Source organism: Streptomyces sp. BRA346, from assembly GCF_052851135.1.
In genome coordinates, this window is record NZ_JAIWIH010000051.1 from 22,006 (window position 1) to 45,028 (window position 23,023).

General features: G+C 70.3%; 19 protein-coding genes and 4 pseudogenes. 17 read left to right on the forward strand and 6 right to left on the reverse strand.

The window, feature by feature from the left end; genetic code table 11:
• Nucleotides 1-4: 4 nt before the first annotated feature.
• The 4 genes and pseudogenes from LCH29_RS39340 to LCH29_RS39355 all read left to right on the forward strand — a co-directional run bounded on the left by LCH29_RS39340 (nt 5) and on the right by LCH29_RS39355 (nt 3,251).
• Complete coding sequence (locus tag LCH29_RS39340; RefSeq protein WP_446466482.1) at nt 5-304, forward strand: HypC/HybG/HupF family hydrogenase formation chaperone; 300 nt, start codon at nt 5-7, stop codon at nt 302-304.
• Entirely contained in the window at nt 301-1,422 is a 1,122-nt protein-coding gene (hypD, locus tag LCH29_RS39345) for a hydrogenase formation protein HypD (RefSeq protein WP_446466483.1), read from the forward strand. The genes LCH29_RS39340 and hypD overlap by 4 nt, the downstream gene beginning before the upstream one ends.
• Before the next feature lie 55 nt (nt 1,423-1,477).
• A complete protein-coding gene (gene hypE, locus LCH29_RS39350; RefSeq protein WP_446466522.1) occupies nt 1,478-2,467 on the forward strand; it encodes a hydrogenase expression/formation protein HypE in 990 nt (329 codons plus the stop codon).
• Between the two features lie 127 nt (nt 2,468-2,594).
• Nucleotides 2,595-3,251, forward strand: a pseudogene (locus LCH29_RS39355) (CBS domain-containing protein).
• Nucleotides 3,252-3,256: 5 nt separating this feature from the next.
• On the opposite strand, the gene LCH29_RS39360 reads toward LCH29_RS39355, so the two are convergent.
• Nucleotides 3,257-4,435: an Acg family FMN-binding oxidoreductase gene (locus LCH29_RS39360; RefSeq protein ID WP_446466484.1), complete on the reverse strand. Its 1,179-nt coding sequence runs from the start codon at nt 4,433-4,435 to the stop codon at nt 3,257-3,259.
• Between the two features lie 188 nt (nt 4,436-4,623).
• Between LCH29_RS39360 and LCH29_RS39365 the strand changes: the two genes are divergently transcribed.
• Complete coding sequence (locus LCH29_RS39365; protein WP_446466485.1) at nt 4,624-5,262, forward strand: CBS domain-containing protein; 639 nt, start codon at nt 4,624-4,626, stop codon at nt 5,260-5,262.
• 75 nt (nt 5,263-5,337) lie between these two features.
• Here LCH29_RS39365 and LCH29_RS39370 read toward each other — a convergent pair whose 3' ends face one another.
• A complete protein-coding gene (locus LCH29_RS39370) occupies nt 5,338-5,937 on the reverse strand; it encodes an Rv1733c family protein (protein ID WP_446466486.1) in 600 nt (199 codons plus the stop codon).
• Between the two features lie 192 nt (nt 5,938-6,129).
• Here LCH29_RS39370 and LCH29_RS39375 point away from each other — a divergent pair, with 192 nt between their 5' ends.
• The 9 genes and pseudogenes from LCH29_RS39375 to LCH29_RS39415 all read left to right on the forward strand — a co-directional run.
• On the forward strand, nt 6,130-6,522 hold the full coding sequence (locus tag LCH29_RS39375) for a hypothetical protein (RefSeq protein ID WP_446466487.1): 393 nt from the start codon (nt 6,130-6,132) through the stop codon (nt 6,520-6,522).
• Nucleotides 6,523-6,620: 98 nt separating this feature from the next.
• Nucleotides 6,621-6,746, forward strand: a complete 126-nt coding sequence (locus LCH29_RS39380; RefSeq protein WP_446466488.1) for a hypothetical protein — start codon at nt 6,621-6,623, stop codon at nt 6,744-6,746.
• A 93-nt stretch (nt 6,747-6,839) separates the two neighbouring features.
• A complete protein-coding gene (locus tag LCH29_RS39385) occupies nt 6,840-8,066 on the forward strand; it encodes a hypothetical protein (protein ID WP_446466489.1) in 1,227 nt (408 codons plus the stop codon).
• Nucleotides 8,067-8,143: 77 nt separating this feature from the next.
• Complete coding sequence (locus tag LCH29_RS39390) at nt 8,144-8,719, forward strand: hypothetical protein (protein ID WP_446466490.1); 576 nt, start codon at nt 8,144-8,146, stop codon at nt 8,717-8,719.
• Complete coding sequence (locus LCH29_RS39395) at nt 8,716-9,966, forward strand: MFS transporter (protein WP_446466491.1); 1,251 nt, start codon at nt 8,716-8,718, stop codon at nt 9,964-9,966. The genes LCH29_RS39390 and LCH29_RS39395 overlap by 4 nt, the downstream gene beginning before the upstream one ends.
• A gap of 136 nt (nt 9,967-10,102) precedes the next feature.
• The gene (locus LCH29_RS39400; RefSeq protein ID WP_446466492.1) at nt 10,103-11,749 is read left to right on the forward strand and encodes a flavin-containing monooxygenase; all 1,647 of its coding nucleotides are present in this window, start codon (nt 10,103-10,105) and stop codon (nt 11,747-11,749) included.
• A 905-nt stretch (nt 11,750-12,654) separates the two neighbouring features.
• Entirely contained in the window at nt 12,655-13,248 is a 594-nt protein-coding gene (locus tag LCH29_RS39405; RefSeq protein ID WP_446466493.1) for a carbonic anhydrase, read from the forward strand.
• A gap of 73 nt (nt 13,249-13,321) precedes the next feature.
• The gene (locus tag LCH29_RS39410; protein WP_446466494.1) at nt 13,322-14,779 is read left to right on the forward strand and encodes a SulP family inorganic anion transporter; all 1,458 of its coding nucleotides are present in this window, start codon (nt 13,322-13,324) and stop codon (nt 14,777-14,779) included.
• A gap of 149 nt (nt 14,780-14,928) precedes the next feature.
• A pseudogene (locus tag LCH29_RS39415) lies at nt 14,929-15,103 on the forward strand (IS701 family transposase); the annotation flags it as partial.
• 40 nt (nt 15,104-15,143) lie between these two features.
• On the opposite strand, the pseudogene LCH29_RS39420 reads toward LCH29_RS39415, so the two are convergent.
• Nucleotides 15,144-15,347 (reverse strand): annotated as a pseudogene (locus LCH29_RS39420) (aldehyde dehydrogenase family protein); the annotation flags it as partial.
• 384 nt (nt 15,348-15,731) lie between these two features.
• On the opposite strand from LCH29_RS39420, the gene LCH29_RS39425 reads away from it, so the two are divergent.
• Both LCH29_RS39425 and LCH29_RS39430 read left to right on the forward strand, forming a co-directional pair.
• Entirely contained in the window at nt 15,732-17,024 is a 1,293-nt protein-coding gene (locus tag LCH29_RS39425; RefSeq protein WP_446466495.1) for an MFS transporter, read from the forward strand.
• On the forward strand, nt 17,021-19,672 hold the full coding sequence (locus LCH29_RS39430) for a family 78 glycoside hydrolase catalytic domain (protein WP_446466496.1): 2,652 nt from the start codon (nt 17,021-17,023) through the stop codon (nt 19,670-19,672). The genes LCH29_RS39425 and LCH29_RS39430 overlap by 4 nt, the downstream gene beginning before the upstream one ends.
• A gap of 422 nt (nt 19,673-20,094) precedes the next feature.
• Here the strand turns inward: LCH29_RS39430 and LCH29_RS39435 are convergent.
• A pseudogene (locus tag LCH29_RS39435) lies at nt 20,095-20,214 on the reverse strand (integrase); the annotation flags it as partial.
• 51 nt (nt 20,215-20,265) lie between these two features.
• On the opposite strand from LCH29_RS39435, the gene LCH29_RS39440 reads away from it, so the two are divergent.
• The gene (locus LCH29_RS39440; RefSeq protein WP_446466526.1) at nt 20,266-20,406 is read left to right on the forward strand and encodes a hypothetical protein; all 141 of its coding nucleotides are present in this window, start codon (nt 20,266-20,268) and stop codon (nt 20,404-20,406) included.
• Nucleotides 20,407-20,522: 116 nt separating this feature from the next.
• Here the strand turns inward: LCH29_RS39440 and LCH29_RS39445 are convergent, their stop codons facing one another.
• Nucleotides 20,523-22,127: an ABC transporter ATP-binding protein gene (locus LCH29_RS39445; RefSeq protein WP_446466497.1), complete on the reverse strand. Its 1,605-nt coding sequence runs from the start codon at nt 22,125-22,127 to the stop codon at nt 20,523-20,525.
• Entirely contained in the window at nt 22,124-22,999 is an 876-nt protein-coding gene (locus LCH29_RS39450; protein WP_446466523.1) for an ABC transporter permease, read from the reverse strand. The genes LCH29_RS39445 and LCH29_RS39450 overlap by 4 nt, the downstream gene beginning before the upstream one ends.
• Nucleotides 23,000-23,023 lie beyond the last annotated feature (24 nt).

Below are 23,023 nucleotides of genomic sequence, written 5' to 3' on the forward strand. Positions count from 1 at the left end.
ACACATGTGCCTGGCGGTACCCGGCCGCGTGGTCGGCGTCGAGGAGCGCGACGGCACGCCGATGGCGCGGGTCGACTTCGGCGGGGTGGTCAAGGACGTCTGTCTGGCCTATCTGCCGGAGATCGAAGTGGGCGACTACGCGATTGTGCACGTCGGCTTCGCGATCCAGCGGCTCGACGAGGAGTCGGCCCTTGCCACCCTCCGGCTCTTCGAGGAGATCGGGGCGTTGGAGGAGGAGTTCGGCGACGCCTGGACACGTGCCGCTGCCGAGGCGGACAACCCGCCCGAGGAGGAGAACCGGTGAAGTACATCGACGAGTTCCAGGACCCGGACCTGGCCCGGCGGCTCCTGGACGACATCGCCCGGACCGTCACCCGACCGTGGGCGTTGATGGAGGTCTGCGGCGGTCAGACCCACTCGATCATCCGGCACGGCATCGACCAATTGCTGCCCGAGGACATCGAGCTGATCCACGGGCCCGGGTGCCCCGTCTGCGTCACCCCGCTGGAAGTGATCGACAAGGCGCTCGAAATCGCCTCCCGCCCGGACGTGATCTTCTGTTCGTTCGGTGACATGCTCCGGGTGCCGGGGACCGACCGGGACCTGTTCCGCGTCAAGAGCGAGGGCGGCGACGTCCGGGTCGTCTACTCGCCACTGGACGCGCTGCGCATCGCCCAGCAGACCCCGGACCGGCAGGTGGTGTTCTTCGGCGTCGGCTTCGAGACCACCGCCCCCGCCATCGCCATGACGGCCCATCAGGCCAGACGGCTCGGCATCGGCAACTTCAGCCTGCTGGTCTCGCACGTCCGGGTGCCGCCCGCCATCGAGGCGATCATGCGGTCGCCGGACTGCCGGGTACAGGCGTTCCTCGCCGCCGGGCACGTGTGCAGCGTGATGGGAACTGGCGAGTACCCCGACCTCGCCGACACCTACCGGGTGCCCATCGTGGTCACCGGTTTCGAGCCGCTGGACATCCTGGAAGGCATCCGCAGGGCGGTCCGCCAGCTCGAGCGGGGCGAACACCGCGTGGAGAACGCCTATCCTCGCGCCGTGCGTGCGCAGGGCAACCCGGTCGCGCTGGACGTGCTGCGCGAGGTGTTCACCACCACCGACCGTGCCTGGCGAGGCATCGGCACCATCCCGGGCAGCGGCTGGCGGCTGTCGGACGCCTACCGCGACTACGACGCCGAGCACCGGTTCGACGTCACCGGCCTGGCCGCCGACGAGCCCGCCGTGTGCCGCAGCGGTGAGGTGCTCCAAGGGCTCGTGAAGCCGTACGAGTGCGCGGCCTTCGGCACCCTCTGCACTCCGCGCACACCGCTCGGCGCCACCATGGTCTCCAGCGAGGGCGCGTGCGCCGCCTACTACCTGTACCGCCGCATGACCATGCCCCGCACGGAGGAGACGGCGTCCGTTGACTGACATCACCACCGGCTGGTCCTGTCCGCTGCCACTGCGCGACCACCCGCTGGTGGTCATGGGCCACGGTGGCGGGGGAGCGCTTTCCGCCGAGCTGATCCGGCACCTCTTCCTCCCCGCCTACGGCGACGGGGCGCCGGAACGGCTCGCCGACTCGGCCACCGTCACGCTCGGTGGCGCCCGGCTGGCCTTCTCGACCGACTCCTATGTCGTCCGCCCGCTGTTCTTCCCCGGCGGCTGCATCGGGGATCTCGCCGTCAACGGCACCGTGAACGACCTGGCCATGAGCGGCGCCGTTCCCGCGTACCTGTCCTGCGCGTTCATCCTGGAGGAGGGCACGGAGCTGGGCGCCGTCGGCCGGGTCGCGCAGGCGCTCGGCGCCGCTGCCCGTACGGCGGGCGTCACCGTGGTCACCGGCGACACCAAGGTGGTCGACTCCGGCCACGGAGACGGTGTGTACGTGAACACGGCGGGGATCGGGCTGATCCCCGACGGCGTGGACATCCGTCCGCAGCGCGCCCGGCCGGGCGACGTGGTGATCGTCAGCGGCCCGATCGGCCAGCACGGCATCGCCATCCTCAGCGTCCGCGAAGGACTGACCTTCGGCACCGAGGTGGCCAGCGACACGGCGCCGCTGGCCGGACTGGTCCAGGCCATGCTGGCCGTCACCCCGGAAGTCCACGCCCTGCGCGACCCGACGCGAGGCGGCCTGGCCGCGGCGCTCAACGAGATCGCGGAGGTGTCGGGCACCGGAGTGGTCCTGGACGAGGGGGCGGTACCCGTACCGGACGCGGTGGCGACCGCCTGTACCTTCCTCGGCCTGGACCCGATGTACGTGGCCAATGAGGGCCGTCTGGTGGCATTCGTGCCCCGGCAGCACGCCGAAGCGGTCCTGGACGCGATGCGCGCGCACCCCAGTGGTCGGGAGGCAGCCGTCATCGGCGAGTGCGTGGCCGAACACCCGGGCATGGTGGTGGCCCGCACCGGCCTCGGCGGAACCCGGATCGTGGACCTCCCGCTCGGTGAGCAACTGCCCCGGATCTGCTGAGCGCGTCGGAGCGAGTCATACGGCCCCGGCCACCAGCCCCTGTGGCCGGTGGCACCCGCCCGCCGGACACCGGAAGAGGTGGCGCGGCGGAGACATCCGGGGTGTCCGAGGAGAGGAGGAAGGGCCCGTGCCTGAGACTCCGTACATCGTGAGCGATGTGATGACCCGAACGGTCGTCGCCGTCGGGCGGGACGCGCCGTTCAAGGAAATGGTGCAGACCCTGGGCCAGTGGCATGTGAGTGCCATGCCGGTCCTGGAGGGTGAGGGGAGGGTGGCCGGCGTCGTCTCCGAGGCGGACCTGCTGCCCGAGGAGGAGCTCCGTGACAGTGATCCGGCCCGCTTCGAGCAGATGCGCCACCTGCCCGACCTCGCGAAGGCAGGGGCGGTGACGGCGGAAGAACTGATGAGCGCCCCGCGGTGACCGTGCACACCGACGCCACTCCGGCCGAGACGGCACGGATCATGGCCGTCGGACGGGCGGCTCCCCGTGGTCGATGCCGAGGGGAAGTCGCAGGGCATCGTCAGCCGGGGTGATCTGCTGAAGGTGTTCCTCCGGCCGGACGAGGACATCGCGGAGGAGATCCGCCGCACGGTGGTGTCTCCCCTCTTCCCAGCCCTCGGGCATGCCCTCCACGTGCGGGTGGACGAGGGTGTGGTCACGCTCAGCGGGGCACTGCACGACACCGCGCTGATTCCGGTGGCCGCGCGCCTCGCCCGGGCCGTGGAAGGTGTCGTGGACGTCGAATGCCACTTCAGGGCCGCCGGGCAGAGCGAGTCGGCGTGAGCGGGCTACGGCTCGATGTCCAGCACCTCGTGGACGGGCCGCCGGGGGGTCTGTGCGCCCGGCCGCCCGTAGCCCAGTCGCAGCACCATCTGCACATACGCCGAGCCGGACATCGGGTCGCGCAGCGGCCAGCGCAGGTCGTGCCATTCCAGGGCCTGGGTGACGAACGACGTGGCCAGCCCCTCGAGGGTGGCCCGCAGGAGAACCCGTTCCAGGGCCTGTCCGGTGCGCAGCCAGTCCTCGGGCCGATCGCGTCCGGTGCTCAGCAGGGCCAGGTGGGGGGCGCTCTCGAAGTCGACAGCCGGGCGGCCGGGGACCGGCTTGCCACCCGCGAAGTCCCGCACCGGCGCCTTGCCGGTCCGGCGGCGTGGCCCGAAGGCGTACTCCGGGACGCCTTCCGTGGCGGGCCGCGTATCGTCCGCCCTGCGGGTGAAGCGGGTCAGATCCACCGCCACACCGGGATCGGTGAGATTGCGGGCCTCGGCCTCCAGCACCAGGTCCAGGACGGCCTGAAGGTGCCACCCCGACACGAACGACAGCGAGACGTGTTCGCGGTGTGCGGCGTCGGCGAGAGCGGTGCGCACGGGTTCGGGAATCGCTCTCTCGGTGAAGGGATAACGGCTGGTGTGCCGGGCGTGCACAGCGGGGTACAGGGACGCCAGGTCGTCGCCCCCGTCGGAGGGGCCGGTCAGCGTCACGGATGCCAGCAGCATCGGTTCCGCGGGAACGGGAAGCAGCCGAGTGGACGCCTGCCAGCCCTCGTGCGCGACCGCGATCCGCAGATTCATCAGGGCCGCACCGCAACCGATGTGCAGGGCGCGCAGTTCCGGGTCGGAGTGCGGCAGGGAACCCCGGAGGTCTCCGCGGATGTGGAAGACGCGCCTGCCTCGGAAGTACTGGAACCGCCATGGCTGGGCGTTGTGCATCGACGGGGCGGCTGCGGCGTCCCGTGCCAGCGCCGCGACGGCATCGTCGGACGGCGGTCGAACCGACGCGTGCTCGATGTGGTGAATGTGTGCGTCCGGGCCGGGGAACACGAGGCTGACGCGATCGGAATCCGACCACCGCACGTCGTAGGGAGGTGTTCCGTCGTCATGGTGCAGCCCGATGATTTCACCGTCCCGCCTGGTGGCGCCTGTGGTCGGGCTTTCGACGATCAGTTGGTCACCGACATGGGCATGCATTCCCCGCCTCCCTGCGGCTCGTTCCTTCTCTTTCCACCATGGCACGGCGGGGAGGCCCTGTCCTGGGCCGAATGGCCGGTCGCATGGGCCGTGAGGCACATCTGGCGGCCGTTCGCGAGCTGTCACCCTTGGCAGCCGGCAACGGGACCGGCCCGGCGTTCGTACGAGTCCCTCGAAGGAGGCGGCAGATGCACCACAGAACAGTCGGAGAACTCATGACCCGCGGGGTGGTCCGGGCGCCACGCGACATGCCGTTCAAGGAACTCGTCTCGCTCCTCGCGGAGAACGACGTCACGGCGGTTCCGGTCGTGGACGCCTCCGACCGCCCGATGGGCGTGGTGTCCGAGGCCGACCTGCTCCGCAAGGTGTCGGGTCAGGCCGATCCGTCCGGCCGGGTGCTGCTCCCGCACCCCGAGGCATGGGAGCGGGCGAAGGCCGAAGGGGCGAGGGCGGAGGAGCTGATGTCGGCCCCCGCCGTGTGCGTACGCCCCGACTGGACGGTCGCCGAGGCCGCCCGGCTGATGGCCGTCCACGACATCAAAAGGCTTCCCGTCGTGGACGAGACCGACACGTTGCTGGGTATCGTCAGCCGCGGTGATCTGCTGCGGGTCTTCCTGGACGTGCTGCGCCGGACCCTCCGGCTGGCTCCCTCGGCCGTGACGGTCGAGGTGGGGGAAGGCGAGGTCACGCTGAGTGGATCGGTGGAGACGCGGAGCCTGATCCCGATCATCGTCCGGCTGTGCCGGAGCGTGGACGGAGTGGTCTCGGTCAGCGAGCGCATCGCCTTCCGCACCGATGACATGCAGGGCCCTTCCGCGGCCGCGTGAGCGTCGGCGGCCGAAGGGACGGCGGCGACGCCCGGGTGCGGTGGCGTGCTCGGCTGCGGAGAGCATGTCTCGCGCTCAGGGAAGCCTCCGGGACCACCGCGGCTCCAGCAGGTCCCACTCAGCGCCCCACCGAGCCTGCCTGCGGCGGTCCATGACGCGAGCGACGCCCGCCCGGAGGCTGAGGACGAGGAGCGTCACGGCACCCGCTGTGACGGTGCCCGCGATCCACCCGGTGGTCCTCGCGACAGCCGGGTGCAAGGGTGCCTCGACGACGTCTCCGCGGCGGTTCACCCAGATCGTCACGTCGGCGCCCCGGGTCGCGCGGCGTGCCACGTGGGCGACGGCCGTGTGTTCGGTGCCGTCCGCTCCGGTCCAGCGGACCCGGCCCAGATACCTGCCGGTTCCGCTGTTCACGGGATCGCCGATGAGGTGTGCGGTGAGCCGGTGACGTTGTGCCGCCTGGACCTGTGCCGTGTGCATCTGGGACGTGTAGACCGCACTTCCGGCATTCAGCGACGCGGCGGGAAGCCCGACGGCCAGAAGGACCATCAGCAGAACGGACACCCAGAACTGGACCCGGTCGGAGCGCCGCAGCAGGGGATTTCCGGATGCGGACTGGCGCATGTACGTGCGGATGCCGAGTCCGTGTGCGTCACAATATTCGCCTCGGTCCATGGTCCGGCCCTCTCGCTTCACCGAACCCCTCACCTGACCATGGTCCACCGTCGGGAGGACTGTCCGCCACTGGGACGTATGCCCCGGACGGGCTGGTGGCAACTCGGCCCGCCGGACGCGCGCGGCCACACCGCCCAGCGCACCGGCCGGGGCCGCGTTGACCACAAGCTACTGCGGTGAATCTCGACCGTCATGCCCACGTCAGACTGGCATGTGATGCTGTGCGCGCTGCGCGGCGCCGTGTCCCGGCTGTCGGTGGGCGGCCGTCGCTGCGCCGACGGCCGCATCGACGGCATGGGTCAGTCTGAGATCTTTGTCCAGCCGAAGCGGGAAGCGCCGTTGCCGTCGGTTCCGCAGAGCCGTGCGGTCGTCCTCCTGGCCATCCAGGGCCCGTCCTTGGAAGGCGACATCACGCGGTGCGGATTCGGACACCTCCAGGGCGTCGACTCCATGGCCGGGGGTCCGGAGCGCGGCGATCGCAGGGCTTGGGGCACGGGCGACGGTGTGCGGCCGTGGCTCCGATCGGCCGCCGCGTGGCAGGGGTGCGGTTTCAGGTCAATTGACTCGTCCCACCTTGACGATTGATTGACTATCTCTTTACCTTCATTGCCGATGGTTGATCACCACAAAACCATCCCGTCACGAAAACATGCCGGATCCCTCTTATTTCAGGAGGTTTCACCATGGAGCAGCTCATAAAGCGCATGACGGAGGAGCCCGTGTGGCGCAAGTGGGTCGCCGCCAACTCCGCGCAGGCCGCGAAGGACGGGTGTATCAGCGCCGCCCCCAAGAGCGGCTGCATCTCCTGACCCGCTGATGCCCCTCGCTGCCGGCGCGGCCTTCGCCGCGCCGGCAGTCCTGCTCGCTCCTCCCGCCGCCGACACCGCCCCCGGAGAGCCCCCGTGAACCGCATGCCGAGTGCAGATGTCCTGGACAGGGTGCGCGACATCCCGATCTACCGCGCTTCCATCGAGCGCGGCCACTTCCCGATCCTGGAGAAGCCGGAGATCGCCCGGGGCTTCCCCGACAACTGGATGACTCCCGAGCTGGCCCGCGCACTGGAGGCGGGAGAAGCCGAGTTCGTGCTGTCGACCGGTACCAACCACGCCCGCATGCAGCTCATCCGGCCGCCCTACTTCCTGCTCCGCTCCTACTACCGCCTGTGGAGCGAGCACCCCGATCTCGGCGCTTCGTGGCACGACGGCGCCCGGCGGGTCTCACTGACCACCGTCCTCGCCACCGAGCACGTGGCCCGCGTGAACGCCCGCAAGCCCGGTACGACACCCGGTGAACGCTGGCTCGACGACCGTACGCTGTATCTCAACCGCCGCCTGAATCCGGCCGATTGGGACCGCGGCGAGGTCGAGCGCATGCTCGCCGAGATCCGCGAGGCGGCCACCGCCCACCACAGCGGCTCCTATCTGCTGGACTGCTCCGGTTACCATTTGGCGCACCTGGTCCGTAAAGTCTCCGCGTGGGGCCTGTGGGACGACTTTCCCCGCCCGGCCGGTATCGTCCACGCCTACGAGTACACGCCGTCGAACGTCCGCGCCTACCTGCGCGCCCACTTCGACTGCCCGGTGGTCGACCTCTTCGGCAGCACCGAACTCGGCTACCTCTTCTATCGCGATGCCGAAGGCTGCTACCAGCCCTACCTGGAGGACATGAGCGTCGAGCTGATCCCGGTGGAACCGGGCAGCGGCATCCACAGCCTCATCGTCACCAGCGTCCGCAACCCATACATGCCGCTGGTCCGCTACCGATCCGGTGACTGCGTCCGCACCCGCGACGGCAGCGCCGACCCGGAGCGGATCGTCTCCTTCTGCGGGCGGGAGAAGGAACTGCTGCCCACATCCGAAGGGCTCGTCTCCCAGGCCGACCTCGACGCCTGTATCGCCGGCGTCTGCACTCGCGTCTTCCTGTACCAGCTGCACCTGAGCGGCGAAGGCGAGTGCCGCCTGTCGTACACGACCTTCGACGACGCGCCGCTCACACCTGGCGAGGCGGCCGAGCTGTCCGCGTCCGTCAGCGCCTTGACCGGGCGCGCCTGTCAGGTGGAACACCGCGCCGGCATACCCATCGGGCGCTCCGGCAAGTACGCCTGGCTGACCATGCCCGACCCGTCCTGAGACCCCCTTCCGTAACGGCCGTTCCTGCGCGCGTGCCGGTCCGACGCGCCCGGTGACGACCTCCCGACAGGAGCCTCATGCCCACATCCGCAGCCCACGCCCCCTCGGACACCACCGCTGAACGGGCGCCCACCGCCGAGGAGTTGCTCGGCCCGGCTCTGCACGAGGAGGTGGTGCGGCACTTCACGGCCAAGTCCGACGCTCCGTCCGCATCCGTAATCCGGCACCAGGTCCGCGAGTGCCTGCGCTACCTCTACCTCGTCTCCCGCCACCCCGACCGGCTCGGCGGCCTCTTCCTCCCCGTCGAGCAGGACATCGACGAGATATGGCACTACCTCATCCTGCAGACGCGCGAGTACCGGGACCTGTGCGAGCAGCGGCTGCCCGGCGGTCACTTTATCCACCACCGGAGCATTTCCTACGACGCCTACCAGGAAGCCCCCGGGCGGAAGGCCGCCGCCGAGGAGGCCCTGCGCTGGATCCCTCTCTACACGGCCGCGTTCGGACCGTTCGACGCCGACGGCCTGCCGCACTGGACGATCGTGCGGTTTCTGCACGACGAACTCGGCATGTCCCTGGGAGAGATAGCCGCCCTGGCCGACGACGCACAGACGCCCGACAGCCCGGCGGCCCCGGCGCGGGGCCGCGCGTGACCCAGACGGCCCCGCTGACCCCGGCGGCGGGCTTCTCCCGGGAACAGCGCCGTGCTCTGACGGTAATCGTCGTCTCGCAGACGCTCGGCGGCGCCGGCATGGCGGCCGGCATCACGGTCGGCGCGCTGCTCGCCCAGGACCTGCTCGGCTCGACCAGCCTGGCCGGGCTGCCGGCCGCGCTGTACACCATCGGTGCGGCTCTCGGAGCCGCGGTCCTCGGCCGCGTCTGTCAGCGCTTCGGGCGCGGCCCGGGGTTGGCGCTCGGCAATGGAATCGCCGCACTGGGCAGCGCGGGCGTGGTCGCGGGAGCCGCGGCGCGCTGGCCCGCCCTGCTACTGGCCGCCCTCTTCGTGTACGGGGCGGGTACGGTCACGGGGCTGCTCGCGCGTTACGCGGGCGCCGACCTCGCCCCGCCCGAGCGAAGCGGCCGGGCCGCCGGAACCGTGCTGTTCGCCATGACACTGGGCGCGGTCGCGGGCCCGAACCTGATCGGCCCCACCGGCAGCCTCGCCCACGCCTGGGGCATCCCACGGCTGGCGGGCCCCTTCCTGCTGGCGGCGGCCGCCTACACGGCCGCGACCCTGGTGCTGCTGGTGTGGCTGCGCCCGGATCCGCTGCTCCTGGCGCAGCCCCAGAAAGCCCGCGATGCCGTGGCCGAGCCCGGCACAGAGGTCCACCGCCCGGTGCGCGACACCCCTGGTGTCATCACCGGCGCCGCGGTGATGATCACCGCGCAGCTGGTGATGATCGCCGTGATGACGATGACGCCCGTCCACATGACCGGCCACGGCCATGCGACGCAGGCGGTGGGTCTGGTCATCGCCCTGCACGTGGGCGCGATGTTCCTGCCGTCACCGCTGAGCGGCCTGCTCGCGGACCGGATCGGCGGACGGCGGGTCGCTGCCGCGGCCGGTGCCGTCCTGCTGGGCGCCGGCCTGTTCGCGGGCCTCGTCCCACCGACCTCCGCCACGCTGTTGGCCTGCGCGCTCGTACTTCTCGGCGTCGGCTGGAACCTGGCCCTGCTCGGCGGCACGGCCCTGATCACGGACGCCGCCCCCGCCGAGAACCGCGCTGCGGTGCAGGGCCTGGCGGACGTGGGGATGTCCGTGGCGGGCGCGACGGGTGGCATGGTTTCGGGCCTGGTGGTGGGCAGCAGCGGTTACCCGGCCCTGGCGACGGCGGCGGGGGCCCTCGCCCTGGCGGTGATCCCGACGGTGGCGCTGAGCGGCACACGCCGGCGCCCGTGAGGAAGGGCCGACCTCGCGCAGTGACGCGGCCCGGCCGTTCGTCATGGAAACACCGCCACCGTCCACCTCGCCGCCCTTCACACCGCACGTGTCCGCATCCGGTCCTCAAGATGATCCGGCAGAACAGGAGACCCCGATGGTTGCCACCCCCGGCCCGCATTCCGCTGCCCACCCGGTCGATGCCGTCATCGTCGGGGCCGGGCTCTCCGGTCTCTACCAGCTCTACCGGCTGCGCGAGCTCGGCCTGACGGCGGTAATCCTCGAGGCTGGTGACGACATTGGCGGAACCTGGTATTGGAACCGGTACCCCGGGGCCCGCTGCGACATAGAGAGCATGTCCTACTCCTATTCCTTCTCCCCGGAACTGGACCAGGAGTGGGAGTGGAGCGAACGTTACGCCTCCCAGCCGGAGATCCTGCGTTACATCCACCACGTCGCAGACCGCTTCGACCTGCGCAGGGACGTCATGCTGCGTACCCGGGTCACCCGCGCCGTGTACGACGAGGACAGTCACCTCTGGCAGGTCTCCACGAACACCGGACGGGCCGTCACCACCCGGTTCGTCGTCCTTGCGACGGGCTGCATGTCGGTCCCCAAGGACCCCGGGATATCCGGCGCCGACAGTTTCACGGGCCCCATCTACCACACCGCCCGGTGGCCGCGCGAGGACGTCTCTTTCACCGGCAAGCGGGTCGCCGTGATCGGTACCGGATGCTCAGGTGTCCAGGCCATCCCCGTCATCGCCGAGGAGGCGGCCGCCCTCACCGTCTTCCAGCGCACCCCGGCCTACGTGCTGCCGGCCCACAACCGCCCGCTGCGGGCCACGGAGGTCGCGGAACTCAAGGCTCGCTACCCGGAGTTCAGGCGGGCCCAACGGCTGTCCCGGGGCGGGACCGTCTTCGAGCCACCGACCCGGTCGGCTCTGGAGGCGGACGAGGCGGAGCGCACTGCCGCCTACGAGGCCGCTTGGGACTCGGGTTTCCTGAACGGGCTACTGCGCACCTACACTGACATCCTGACCGACGAGGCGGCCAACGAGACCGTGGCCGAGTTCGTCCGGTCCAAGATCCGGTCGATCGTCACCGACTCGGCGACTGCCGAACTGCTCTCCCCGCGCACGTTCCCGTTCGCGACCAAACGTCCCTGTCTGGACACCGGCTACTACGCCACCTACAACCTGCCGCACGTGTCGCTGGTGGACCTGCGCACGACCCCGATCGAGACGATCACGCCCCGGGGCATCCGGACCTCGGACGGGGAGCACGTCCTCGACACGATCGTCTTCGCCACCGGCTTCGACGCCCTGACCGGTTCCCAACTCGCCATCGACATCGTGGGCAAGGGCGGCGTGACGCTCCGGGAGAGGTGGGCGGACGGCCCCCGGAACTATCTGGGGCTCGCCTCGGTCGGCTTCCCCAACCTCTTCACCCTCCTGGGGCCGCTGAGTCCGTCCGTGCTCACCAACATCGCAGTGTCCCTGGAACAGCAAGTCGAGTGGATCACCGACTGCATCGCCCACCTGAGGAGAAACGGCCTCACGGAGATCGACGTCGCCCCGGGCGCCGAGGCGGACTGGGGCGTGCGCGTGGCAGAGATCGCCGCCCGTACGCTCTACCCGGCGGCGGACTCCTGGTACACGGGAGCGAACGTCCCGGGCAAACCCCGCGTGTTCCTCGCCTACGCGGGCGGACTGGACCGGTACCGGGAGGAGTGCGACGCCGCGACCCGGAGTGGTTACACCGGCTTCATCCTCTCTTCCTCTTCCTCTTCCTCTTCCTCCTGATCCTGTGACGTCGTCGGTTGGGATGATGAGGCGGTGTTCGCTATGCACTGGTCAGCAACATGAGCTCGTTCATCGCCATGGGCCCCACCTCTGGCACATGATCGGCCCCGTTGGACGGCCGCGCAGATGCGAATCTGCCGAAAGGGCGGGCGACGGCCGATGAGTCTCCATCGACAGTCACAGATCATGATTGGTGCGCCGCGGCCGCGAGTTGGGACATCACTTCGGCGAAAGCGGGAGCATCCCCGGCCTGTCCGGGGGTGAGGACGGATGCCAAGGGCCTGCCGCACGACCGTGGAGTCCACCGGCACGACCCAGTCGAGGTCCCCGTCCGCGTCGGCCTGGGCTCTACTGATCCATACGAGACTGCCCAGGGGCTTCACACTTCGGACATCCAGTTCGTTCTACCGCGACTGTGGCTTGATCGTGCGGGGCGCACGCCTGCGCACGTCATGTTCGGTAATGCGACAATTCCTGAATGGAGCAATTATTGACCATGACTTGACCTTCGGTCGTGAGGTAATCTTCAGGCAAAGAGATGTTCGCGGTAGCCAAGTTGTGTCGCCTTGACGCACTGACACAGCGGTACGCATGGTCTGGCCAACGGACACATACTCGGCGGAGATGTGCTGATGGAGTGGCGACGGGTTCCATACGATCCGAGACTCCGGTGGGTACGGTCGCTCCCCGGGCCACGGGCGTTCCTGCCACGCCGCCGTGCGGTGGCGGGGCGATCGGCACCAGGCGCGAGCGTCGTCCCGTCCTCGGATCGCCTGTCCGCGTCGACGATGACGCAGGAGCACACCGGCTGCCATGTCCTTCGGGCACGTCGGAGACCACTCTTCCCCTGATGACCTGAACACCCGCGCCACAGGCACGCTTGGGGCGCAGGAGAAAGGGCCACCATGAAGTTCCTGGTTGACAACGCACGATCCTTCACCACGCACGTGGCCGAGCGCGCTGAGGAGTTCCGCGCCCTTTCGGCCGGTCAGAACCCCGAGGTCCTGTTCATTTCCTGTTCCGACTCGCGCGTGGTGCCGTCCCTGATCACCGGCGCACGGCCGGGCGAGTTCTTCGAGCTGCGCACAGCGGGCAACATCGTTCCCGAGTACAGCAGAGACCACCTCACCGGTCAGGCGGCTACCATCGAGTTCGCGGTGAGCGTGCTGGGCGTCCGCGACGTCATCGTGTGCGGACACTCCCACTGCGGCGCGGTCAAGGCTCTGGTAAGCGGAGGCGATCTGTCGGGCCTGCCCGCCGTACGAGGCTGGCTCGAGCGCGCGGCAACCAAGCCCGAGACCACCACGCCTGCTACGCCGGACCTCGCCGAGGCGGTCCAGCGCCACGCGGTCACTCAGCTGGAGCGGCTGCACACCCACCCCTGCATCGCAGAGCGGGTCGCGGCGGGCACCTTGGCAGTGCACGCCTGGTACTACGAGGTGCACACCGGAGCGGTGCAGCAGTACGGGCCGGACGAGACGTCTTTCCGGCCGCTGTGACCGGCTTCCGCCCGCACCATGGGCCGCCGGCTACCTCCCCACTTTCACTTCCGTCGTGCGAGGAAGTCCACTGATGCTCCCCACCCTCGGAAAAACTGCCCACCTGCGGCATGACGTCCTAGCCTCCCTCGTCGTCTTCCTGGTCGCCGTGCCCCTGTGCGTGGGAGTGGCCGTGGCCTCGGGAGTGCCGGCCGAACTCGGCCTGATCACCGGCATCGTCGGCGGCCTGGTCGTCGGCATCCTGCCCGGCAGCTCCCTACAGGTCAGCGGCCCGGCCGCCGGCCTGACCGTCCTGGTCTTCGAGGCCGTGCAGGAATTCGGGCTCGGCGCTCTCGGCGCCATCGTCCTGCTCGCGGGCCTGGTCCAACTCGCCCTGGGTGCCCTCGGGTTCGGCCGATTCTTCCGCGCGATATCGGTAGCCGTCGTCCAGGGCATGCTCGCGGGCATCGGCCTCGTTCTGATCTTCGGCCAGCTCTACACCATGGCCAACGTCAAGCAGCCCCGCTCGGGGCTCGACAAGATCCTCCAAGTGCCCCGCCTGGTCACCGAGATCGCCACCTCCCGCCAGGCCCTCACCGCGTTCGCCATCGGGGCAGCCACCATCGCCGTCCTCGTCCTGTGGAAGAAACTCCCGGTCCAGGCACAGATCCTGCCCGCGCCGCTCGCCGGCGTCGCACTGGCCACCGCCGCCACCACCGTGGCCGGCTGGTCCGTCCCCCGCGTCGAAGTCCAAGGACTCCTGTCCGCCATCCAGCCACCGGGAATGGACAACTTCACCTCGCTGGGCAGCCTCGCCGCCCTCGGTACCGTCATCGCCTTCGCCCTCATCGCCTCGGCCGAAAGCCTCTTCAGCGCCGCCGCCGTCGACCGCATGCACGACGGCCCCCGCACCGACTACGACAAGGAGTTGATGGCTCAGGGCGTGGGCAATACCGTCTGCGGCATCCTCGGAGCCTTACCGCTGACCGCCGTTATCGTGCGCAGCTCCGCCAACGTCCAGGCCGGGGCCAAGACGAAGCTGTCCCGCATCCTGCACGGCCTGTGGCTCGTGCTCTTCGCCGCCCTCCTGCCGGCCGCGATCGGCATCATCCCGTTGGCCACACTCGCCGGAGTCCTCATCCACGCAGGCTGCAAACTCATCCCCGTCAAGGACCTCCTGCCCCTGTGGCGCACCCACCGCGGCGAAGCCCTCATCCTGGCCGCCACCGCGGTCGCCATCATCACCACCAATATGTTCGAAGGCGTCCTCCTCGGCATCGTCCTCGCCGTGATCAAGAGCGCCTGGGAAACCTCCAACGTTCACCTCGACACCCACGAGACAACCGACGGCCGACTCATCGTCACCCTCACCGGCTACGCCACCTTCCTCCGCCTGCCCTATATTGTCGCCACCCTCGAAGCAGTCCCTCACGACCGACCCGTCGAACTCGACCTCTCCCAGGTGCGCCACCTCGACCACGCTTGCCGCACCACACTGGAGAACTGGGCACAACAGCGAGAAACCACCATCAAGCCGCTCGTGAACGCCTGATCAGTCCCACCACGAACCCGCCATCCGCGGACACTCCGCCCGCAGCAGACGGCAGGGCTCATCCGCTGCTGCCCCTGGCCCGATGCCTTGGTCGGGGCGCCGTATCTGCTGGGGCGGCGGACGGCGACACGCTGAGGGTTCCGTCGGGTATGCGGGGGCTGGTCGCGCCGCTGGAGCGGAAGAACGGCTGGACGCTGGCGGAGGAGGCCGGTCATGGCGGTCCCGATCGCATCCACCGGCTGCTGAACCGGATCGAGTGGGACGCGGCAAGAGGTCCTGGACGACGTGCGGGACTACGTCGTGGAACACCTCGGTGACCGGGAGAATCCCGGCTTGTGGGGGCGCCCTGGCCGTTTGGGGCGGGAGGCATTGGCGTGTCGGCGTCGGAGTGGATCGCGGTGCCGGCGCCGGCGCCGTCGATCTCGCCGCCCGCGGCCAGCGTCGCGCCCGCCGCGACGCTGTCGGTGACGATGCCGTGCACCCGCTCCAGCTGCTGCCGGTCGATGATCGGGCCGAGCGCCACGTCCTCGCGGGCGGGGTCCCCGACGGGCAGCGATGCCGGCGCAGCACCGTGTCAGGACGTCCGAGCAGCCGCACCTGCCGCAGAACCGGCAACGGCAACCGGTGCAGCAGAGCCGCCAGGAACGCCCGTCGCCCGGAGGGAACCGCACTCGGTCACCGCCGAGTTGACGTTCGAGCACCGTGATCTGGCGGCGGAGGGCCAGGATCTCCGCATCCTTGTCCCGGTCGCTCATCGGCAGCTGGGAGCGCCTCTGGCCGTTCGCAAGGCTGTGCAGATTCCTCTGTCGGAGCCCTTGACGGGATGCCGTCACGGGCTCACGATTCATTGAAACGTTTCACGTTCTGCTTCAGGGGCGGTTGCACGTGTCATTCCCGCCGTGACGAATCCAGCCCTCCGTCCCCGAATTCTGCTCCCCGAAAGGCCGCTCTTATGAGCAACGACGCCATCTCCAGCTGGCCCGGCAAGCCTCGAGTGACCCGCGCCCAGTGGCGCCTGGCTGTCCTGTCCGGGATGGCCTCCTATCTGGACGCCGGCATCATCGTCTCCTCCGGTCTGTCACTCGGTTTCTGGCAGAGCCGCTTCCACCTGTCGTCCTGGAGCGTCGGCGCGCTGAGTGCCGCTCTGACCTTCTCCATCGCCCTCGGCTCGCTCGTCGGCGGTCGCCTCGCCGATCGCTTCGGACGCAAGCGTGTGTACGGCATCGACATCCTTGTGTACGCCATCGGTGCCGCCCTGCTGGTTTTCGCCCCCAACAGCGCCGTTCTCTTCACGGGCATGATCGTCGGCGGTCTCGCGGCCGGTGCCGATCTGCCGACCTCGCTCGCCATGGTCTCCGAGCACTCGCCGCGCTCGGTCCGGGGCCGGCTGATCGGCGCGACCCAGACCATGTGGGTCGTCGGCATCACGGCCGCGATCGCGATCGGCTTCGGCACCTCCACGCTGGGCTACCTCTCCGCCCAGATCCTCTTCGCCCACCTCTGTGTCGTCGCCCTGATCAGTTGGGTTCTGCGCAACCGCCTGCGTCTGTCTCCGGTGCTGGAGGAGGCCGAGCAGGGCGGAGGGGCCGAAGGCATTGACGCCCGAGCGCTACGCCGCCTCGCCGCGAAGCCGATCCTCGTGCCGCTCCTCGCGACCGGCGGCTTCTACCTCACCTGGAACCTCGCCGCCAACACCATGGGCCAGTACGGCACCTACTTCCTGACCACCGTCAGCGGCGCCTCTCAGACCCTCGCCACAGGAATCGGCCTGGCCGGCCTCCCCGTGGCTCTCGCCTGCTCGCTGGCCTTCGTACGGCTGGCCGACACCCCCTGGCGCGACCGGCTCTTCTACGTCTGCGCGGCGCTCCAGGTCCTCGCCTTTGCCGTGGCCGCCTCGACCGGCGGATCGGTGATCGCGGCGATGATCTTCTTCCTGCTGCTGTACAACGTCGTGAACCAGTTCGCCGGCGAGGCGAACTACAAGATCTGGTCCCAGGAGGCGTTCCCCGAGGAGCTCCGTGCCACCACACAGGGGTTGACCTACGGCCTCAGCCGCGCCCTGTGCGGTCTCGCCGGCCTCGCGACGCCCGCGCTGATGGCGGCCAGCGGCTCGGCGGTGCTGTGGATCACCACAGCGTGCGTCGCCGGCTCCGGTGTGATGGGTGTGTGGATCGTCCGCGGCATCGCACCGCAGGGCCGGGCCACGGTCGCAACCGCCGTACGGGAGAAGGAAGCCATTCGATGAAGGTCACCGCGCCTGTCCTGGAACACCACCGCGAACCGCTCGGCATCGGCGAGTCCCGCCCCCGCCTGAGCTGGCGCAGCGAGACCGACACACCGGGCTGGATCCAGCAGGCGTACCGGATCGAGATCACGGACGCCGAAGGGACAGTCCTCACCGACACCGGGCGTGTGGCGAGCGCCGACTCGGTACTGGTGGCGTGGCCTGGCCCGGCGCTCGGCTCGGGCAGCCGGGTCGGGGTGCGGGTCCAGGTCTGGGGCGAGGGCGCCGAGCCCTCCGCCTGGTCGCCGGTCACCCACGCGGAGACGGGACTGCTCACCCGTACCGACTGGACCGCCCGCCCCATCACCCCCGACCGGGAACCTGCCGACGCCTCGCTCCCGGTGGCCCTGCTGCACCGCACCTTCACCCTTGACAAGGCCGTCGCATCGGCCCGCCTCCGCATCACGGCATACGGCGTCTACGAGGCCGAGATCAACGGCACCCGCGTCGGCGACCACGTCCTCGCCCCCGGCTGGACCTCGTACCACCACCGCCTGCGCTACCAGACCTTCGACGTCACGGACCTGCTGCGCGAGGGCGACAATGCGATCGGGGCTCTCCTCGGCGAGGGCTGGTACACGGGCCGGCTCGGTTTCCACGGCGGCCGACGCAACCTCTACGGCGATCATCGCGCGCTCCTCGCCCAACTAGAGGTGACCCACCCCGACGGCACCGTGACCACGATCCGCACCGACGAGGCGTGGCGCGCGACAACCGGTCCGGTGGTGCGGTCGGAGCTGTACGACGGTGAGGTGTACGACGCCCGGCTGGCGCGGCCGGGCTGGTCCGAACCGGGGCACGACACCTCCGACTGGTCACCAGTCACCGAACTGCCCGCCCCTGAGGCCGAGTTGGTGGCACCGACCGGCCCGCCCGTGCGCCGTACCAAGACCCTCACCCCCGTCGAGGTCATCACCACACCCTCCGGCAGGACCGTGCTCGACTTCGGCCAGAACCTCGTGGGCCGTCTGCGCATCCGCGTCTCGGGACCGGCCGGGCACACGATCACCCTGCGGCACGCGGAGGTGCTGGAACACGGCGAACTCGGCGTACGCCCACTGCGCCTCGCCGCGGCCACCGACACGTACACACTCGCGGGCCGACGCGTGGAGACGTACGAACCCCGCTTCACCTTCCACGGTTTCCGCTACGCCGAAGTGGAGGGCTGGCCCGGCGAATTGGACCCTTCCGCTGTCGAAGCCGTCGTCCTGCACACCGATATGGCCCGCACCGGCTGGTTCGAGTCCTCGCACGAACTGGTCAACCGCCTTCACGAGAACGTCGTTTGGGGGATGCGCGGCAACTTCCTGGATATCCCCACCGACTGCCCGCAGCGCGACGAACGCCTCGGCTGGACCGGTGACATCCAGGTCTTCGCCCCCACGGCGTCCTTCCTCTATGACTGCTCCGGCATGCTCGGCGGCTGGCTGCGCGACCTCGCCGCCGAACAGTTCGCCCGCGCCGATGGGGTGCCGCCGCTGGTGGTCCCCGACGTGCTGCCGCTGGAGTTCGGCGGGATCCCGCACGCGGTATGGGCCGACGTCGCCGTGCTGCTGCCGTGGACGCTCTACCGGCGCTTCGGCGACCTGGGGGTGCTGCGCACCCAGTATCCGAGCATGCGCGGCTGGGTGGAGACCAGTGCGCGTCTCGTCGAGGAAGGCGGCGGCCTGTGGCGTCAGGACTTCCAGCTCGGCGACTGGCTCGACCCGGCCGCCCCGCCTGAGGACCCCGGAGCCGCCCGCACCGACGGCGACCTCGTCGCGAACGCGTACGTCGCCCGCTCGGCCGACGTACTCGCAGAAGTCGCACGGCTGTTGGGCGAGGAGGACGACGCCGTGCGGTACGAGGAGCTGGCGCGGTCCGTACGGGCCGCGTTCGGCGAGGAGTTCGTCACCCCGGGCGGGCGGTTGTCGAGCGACGCGCAGACGGCGTACGCGCTCGCCCTGTGTTTCTCGCTGCTGCCGACGGTACGTCAGCGGCTCGGTGCCGCCGAGCGGTTGGCGTTGCTCGTGCGCAAGTCCGGCTTCCGCATCGCAACCGGGTTCGCCGGTACGCCGCTGATCTGCGACGCGCTCTGCGCGGGCGGCGAGCCGCAGCTGGCGTATGGCATGCTGCTGGAGCAGGGCTGTCCGTCGTGGCTGTACCCGGTGACCATGGGGGCGACGACCGTGTGGGAGCGATGGGACTCGATGCTGCCTGACGGGAGCATCAACCCGGGCGAGATGACCTCGTTCAACCACTACGCCCTCGGAGCCGTCGCCGACTGGCTGCACCGGAGGGTCGCCGGGCTCGAGGCCGCCGAACCTGGCTGGCGCCGACTGCGTATCGCGCCCGTCCCTGGCGCGGACCTCGTCTTCGCCAAGGCGGCGCACGAGACGCCGTACGGCCGCGCGGAGGCGGGCTGGCGGATCGAGGGCGAGACGCTGGTGGTGGAGGTGTGCGTCCCGCCCAACACCAGGGCCGAGGTCCAACTGCCCGGAGATGGCGAGCCGTTCGAGATTGGCTCCGGGCATCGCACTTTCCGGCGGCCATATACCGCTCCTGCCTGGCCGCCGGCCGCGATCCGGCATCCGTTCAGCAGTCCCGGTGAGTCGAGCGGTGCTTTGTGAAGGGTGTCTTTATTGTCGTACGGTGGTTGACCTGGGACTTTGCGATTGCCTGCGTGTGGGCATGATCAATGATTGTGGGTCTGCAACTGCTCTCCTGATCTTCTGCCGGCTGCTGGGCTGCTTGCTCTTGCTGGGCCGATCGACCGCCGCGAACAACGCCGAGGTCCTCGTGCTTCGTCATGAGGTCGCTGTGCTTCGCCGACAGGTCGGCCGCGGTTTTCGTGGGCTGATCGTGCCGTGCTCTCCGCTCTCGTGCAGTGCTTCCTCATCTCGAGGGTCGCGGACACCCCGGCGTAGGGTGGGGCCCCGCTCGCGAGCATGGGGTGGTAAAGGGCGCGTCCGCGGGGCCGGGCGTGATGATCACGCGGTGGCCGTACCCGTTCCCAGCCGGGTCCGCCGCAAGATCACGAAATCAGACTGCTCGTGGTGTGCTCGATGACGGCGAAGGCGTACAGGCGCGCTCCGGTCAGAGTGCGGACTTCGAAGAGGTCGCAGGCGAGAAGGGCTGTGGGCTGGTTGCGGAGGAAGTCGGCCCAGGTGGTGCCGGTGAGCGCGCAGGAGATCGGCCCGGCGCTTGGCCCAGCGGGCCGGTCGTGCGCATCGGACCTCTCGTCACCGAGGCCGACGCGGAGGCCGTGGGAGAGCGGCTGCGCGCCGGAATGCCGGAGGACGGCACGCTCCCGGACCGGTTGCGTGCGGCGCCCGCCCCACGGCATGTCGCGCACCTCAACTGAGAGGCGGAGGAGACGGTGCGCCGGCGGCCGCTGGTGGCCCCCGCCCCGGTGTCCCGGCCGGAGCCGCCGCCGACCGACCCACCGTTGTTGAGCAGCCTGGACCTCTCGGGAACCGCTCACCGTCCCGTTCCCGCCTCCAGGCGTGCCGTGGTCTCCATGAGGGAGACGGTGAAGGGGTGCTCCGGTGCGGTCAGTACGCGGGGGGCCGTCCCCTGCTCGACGAGTTCTCCGGCGTCGAGGACGGCGATGTGGTGGGCGAGGGCCGCGATGTCCAGATCGTGGGTGATGAGGACCAGCGAAAGGTCGTCGCGGTCCTGGAGCAACTGGGCGAGAAGCTCCAGCAGGCCGCGGCGGCTGACCGTGTCGAGGCCGGAGGTGATCTCGTCGCAGATGAGGACGCGGGGCCGGGCGAGCAGGGCGCGGGCGAGGGCGGCGCGCTGGAGTTCGCCGCCGGAGAGCTGCCCGGGGTGCCTGGCGGCCAGTTCCTCCGGCAGGCCGAGGCGGGTCAGGGTGGCCAGGGCCTCCTGCCGTGCCGTGTCCTTGTCGGTGCCGCGCAGGCGTATCGCGGTGCGGGCGACCTGGTGCAGGACGGGCCGGTGTTCGTCGAAGGCGGCGCGTGAGTCCTGGAAGACGTATTGCACGGCCGCCAGTTGCGCGCGGTCGCGGGTGCGCAGCGTGCGGGGCAGAGCGGTGTCGTCGAGGATGATCTTCCCTTCGTAGTCCCGGTGGAGTCCGGCAAGGCAGCGGGCGAGCGTGGTCTTGCCGCTGCCCGAGCGGCCGACGACGGCCAGGCACGCGCCGGGGTGCAGGTTGAGTTCGGGGACGTGCAGCACCGTGGTCGGGCGGCCATGGGCGCCGCCGTCGCGGTGGCGGGCGGTGAGGCCGTGTATCCGCAGGACGGGCTCACCGATTCCGGCTGAGGGGGCGGGGGGCGCGAACTCCGGTCGGGCGGTGAGTAGTTCGCGGGTCCACGGGTGGCGGGGTGCGCTCCACAGGCGTTCGGCGGGGCCCGATTCCACGATCCTCCCGGCGCGCATGACCAGGACATCGTCGGCGAGGGCGCGGGCCACGTCCAGGTCGTGGCTGAGCAGCACGACGGCGATGCCCCGTGCGGCGACGGCCGCCAGCTGGTCGACGATACGGCGCTTGGTCAGGGCGTCCTGTCCGGTGGTGGGCTCGTCGGCGACGATGACGCGGGCGCCGAGCAGAAGCGCCTGGGCGAGGACGACGCGCTGCTGCTGGCCGCCGGACAGCTGATGCGGGTAGCGCCGCAGCAGGGCCTCACCGCCGGGGATCTGGGCTTCCTCCAGGGCCCGCAGGACACGTTCGCGGGCCGCCGCCCGGCGCCGGGCGCGGGGAAGGTGGCGTACCTGGGAGCGGGCGATGTCGGTCAGGAGGGCGGAGACTCGGCGGGCGGGGTTGAGGACGGCCGCCGGGTGCTGGGGGATGTAGCCGACCCGGCCCTCGGCGGCCAGGCGGACGTCGCCGCCGACCCGCGCGCCGGGCGGGTACTCGCCGAGCAGGGCGAGGCCGGTGGTGGTCTTGCCGCTGCCGGAAGCGCCCACCAGGGCGGTGACCTTGCCGGGCAGGGCCTTGAGATGCACGCCGTCGACGATCGCCCTGCCGCCGATCTCCACGCGAAGGCCGCGGACCTCGGCGGCGGGCCGGGTGCCGTGGCCGAGGGGCGCTGCGGAGTCTGTGGTGTCGTTGTCATGGTTCACGGACGTGGCTCTCCTGCCCGGTTCCGGTTGATCCTGGTCTTCTCGTCCCGGTTTCGGGTGTGCCGTCGGCTGCCCGCGAGCGCGGCGTCGAAGAGGAGGTTGGTGCCCATCGTCAGGGCGACGATCAGTACGGCGGGGACGACCACGGCCCACGGCTGGACGAACAGACCGGTGCGGTTGCGGTCGACCATGACCGCCCAGTCGGCGGCGTCCGGCGCGACCCCGACGCCGAGAAACGCGGCCGTGGCGACCAGGTACAGCACGCCGGTCAGCCGGGTGCCGGCGTCGGCGGCCAGGGTGCGCAGCATGGAGCGCCCGACGTAACCGACGGCCATGCGCCACCACGTCTCGCCCTGCATGCGCAGGGCCTCGACCGCCGGGCGGGCGGCAGCCTCGGCCGCGGTGGCCCGCACGATACGGACCGCGTCGGGCACATTGACCAGCGCGACCAGCAGGGCGAGGCCGACGGCGCCGGGGGAGAACACCGAGGCGACGAGCAGGATCAGCAGCAGCGACGGCACGGCCAGCAGCACGTCCAGGGGCCGGATCAGCAGCTCCTCCAGCCAGCGGTGGTGGGTGAGCGCGCAGACCAGTCCCACCGGGAGGGCGACCAGATAGGACAGTGCGGTCGCGCCGAGCGCGGTCAGCACGACCGGACGCCCGCCGTGCAGCACTTGCTGCCACACGTCCCGCCCGACGAAGTCGGTGCCGAGCCAGTGGCCGTCGCCGAGGGTGAGGGACGCGTCCCGCGGGCCGGGGGCGCCCGCGAAGAGCGGGCCGAGGAGGGCGAGTACGAGGGGTACGGCGATGACGGCGAGGCCGATCACGAAGCGGCCCGTACGCCCTTTCGCCTCATGGCCGGGCACCGGCATGGGGCGGCCGCCTTCGCGCGGAGC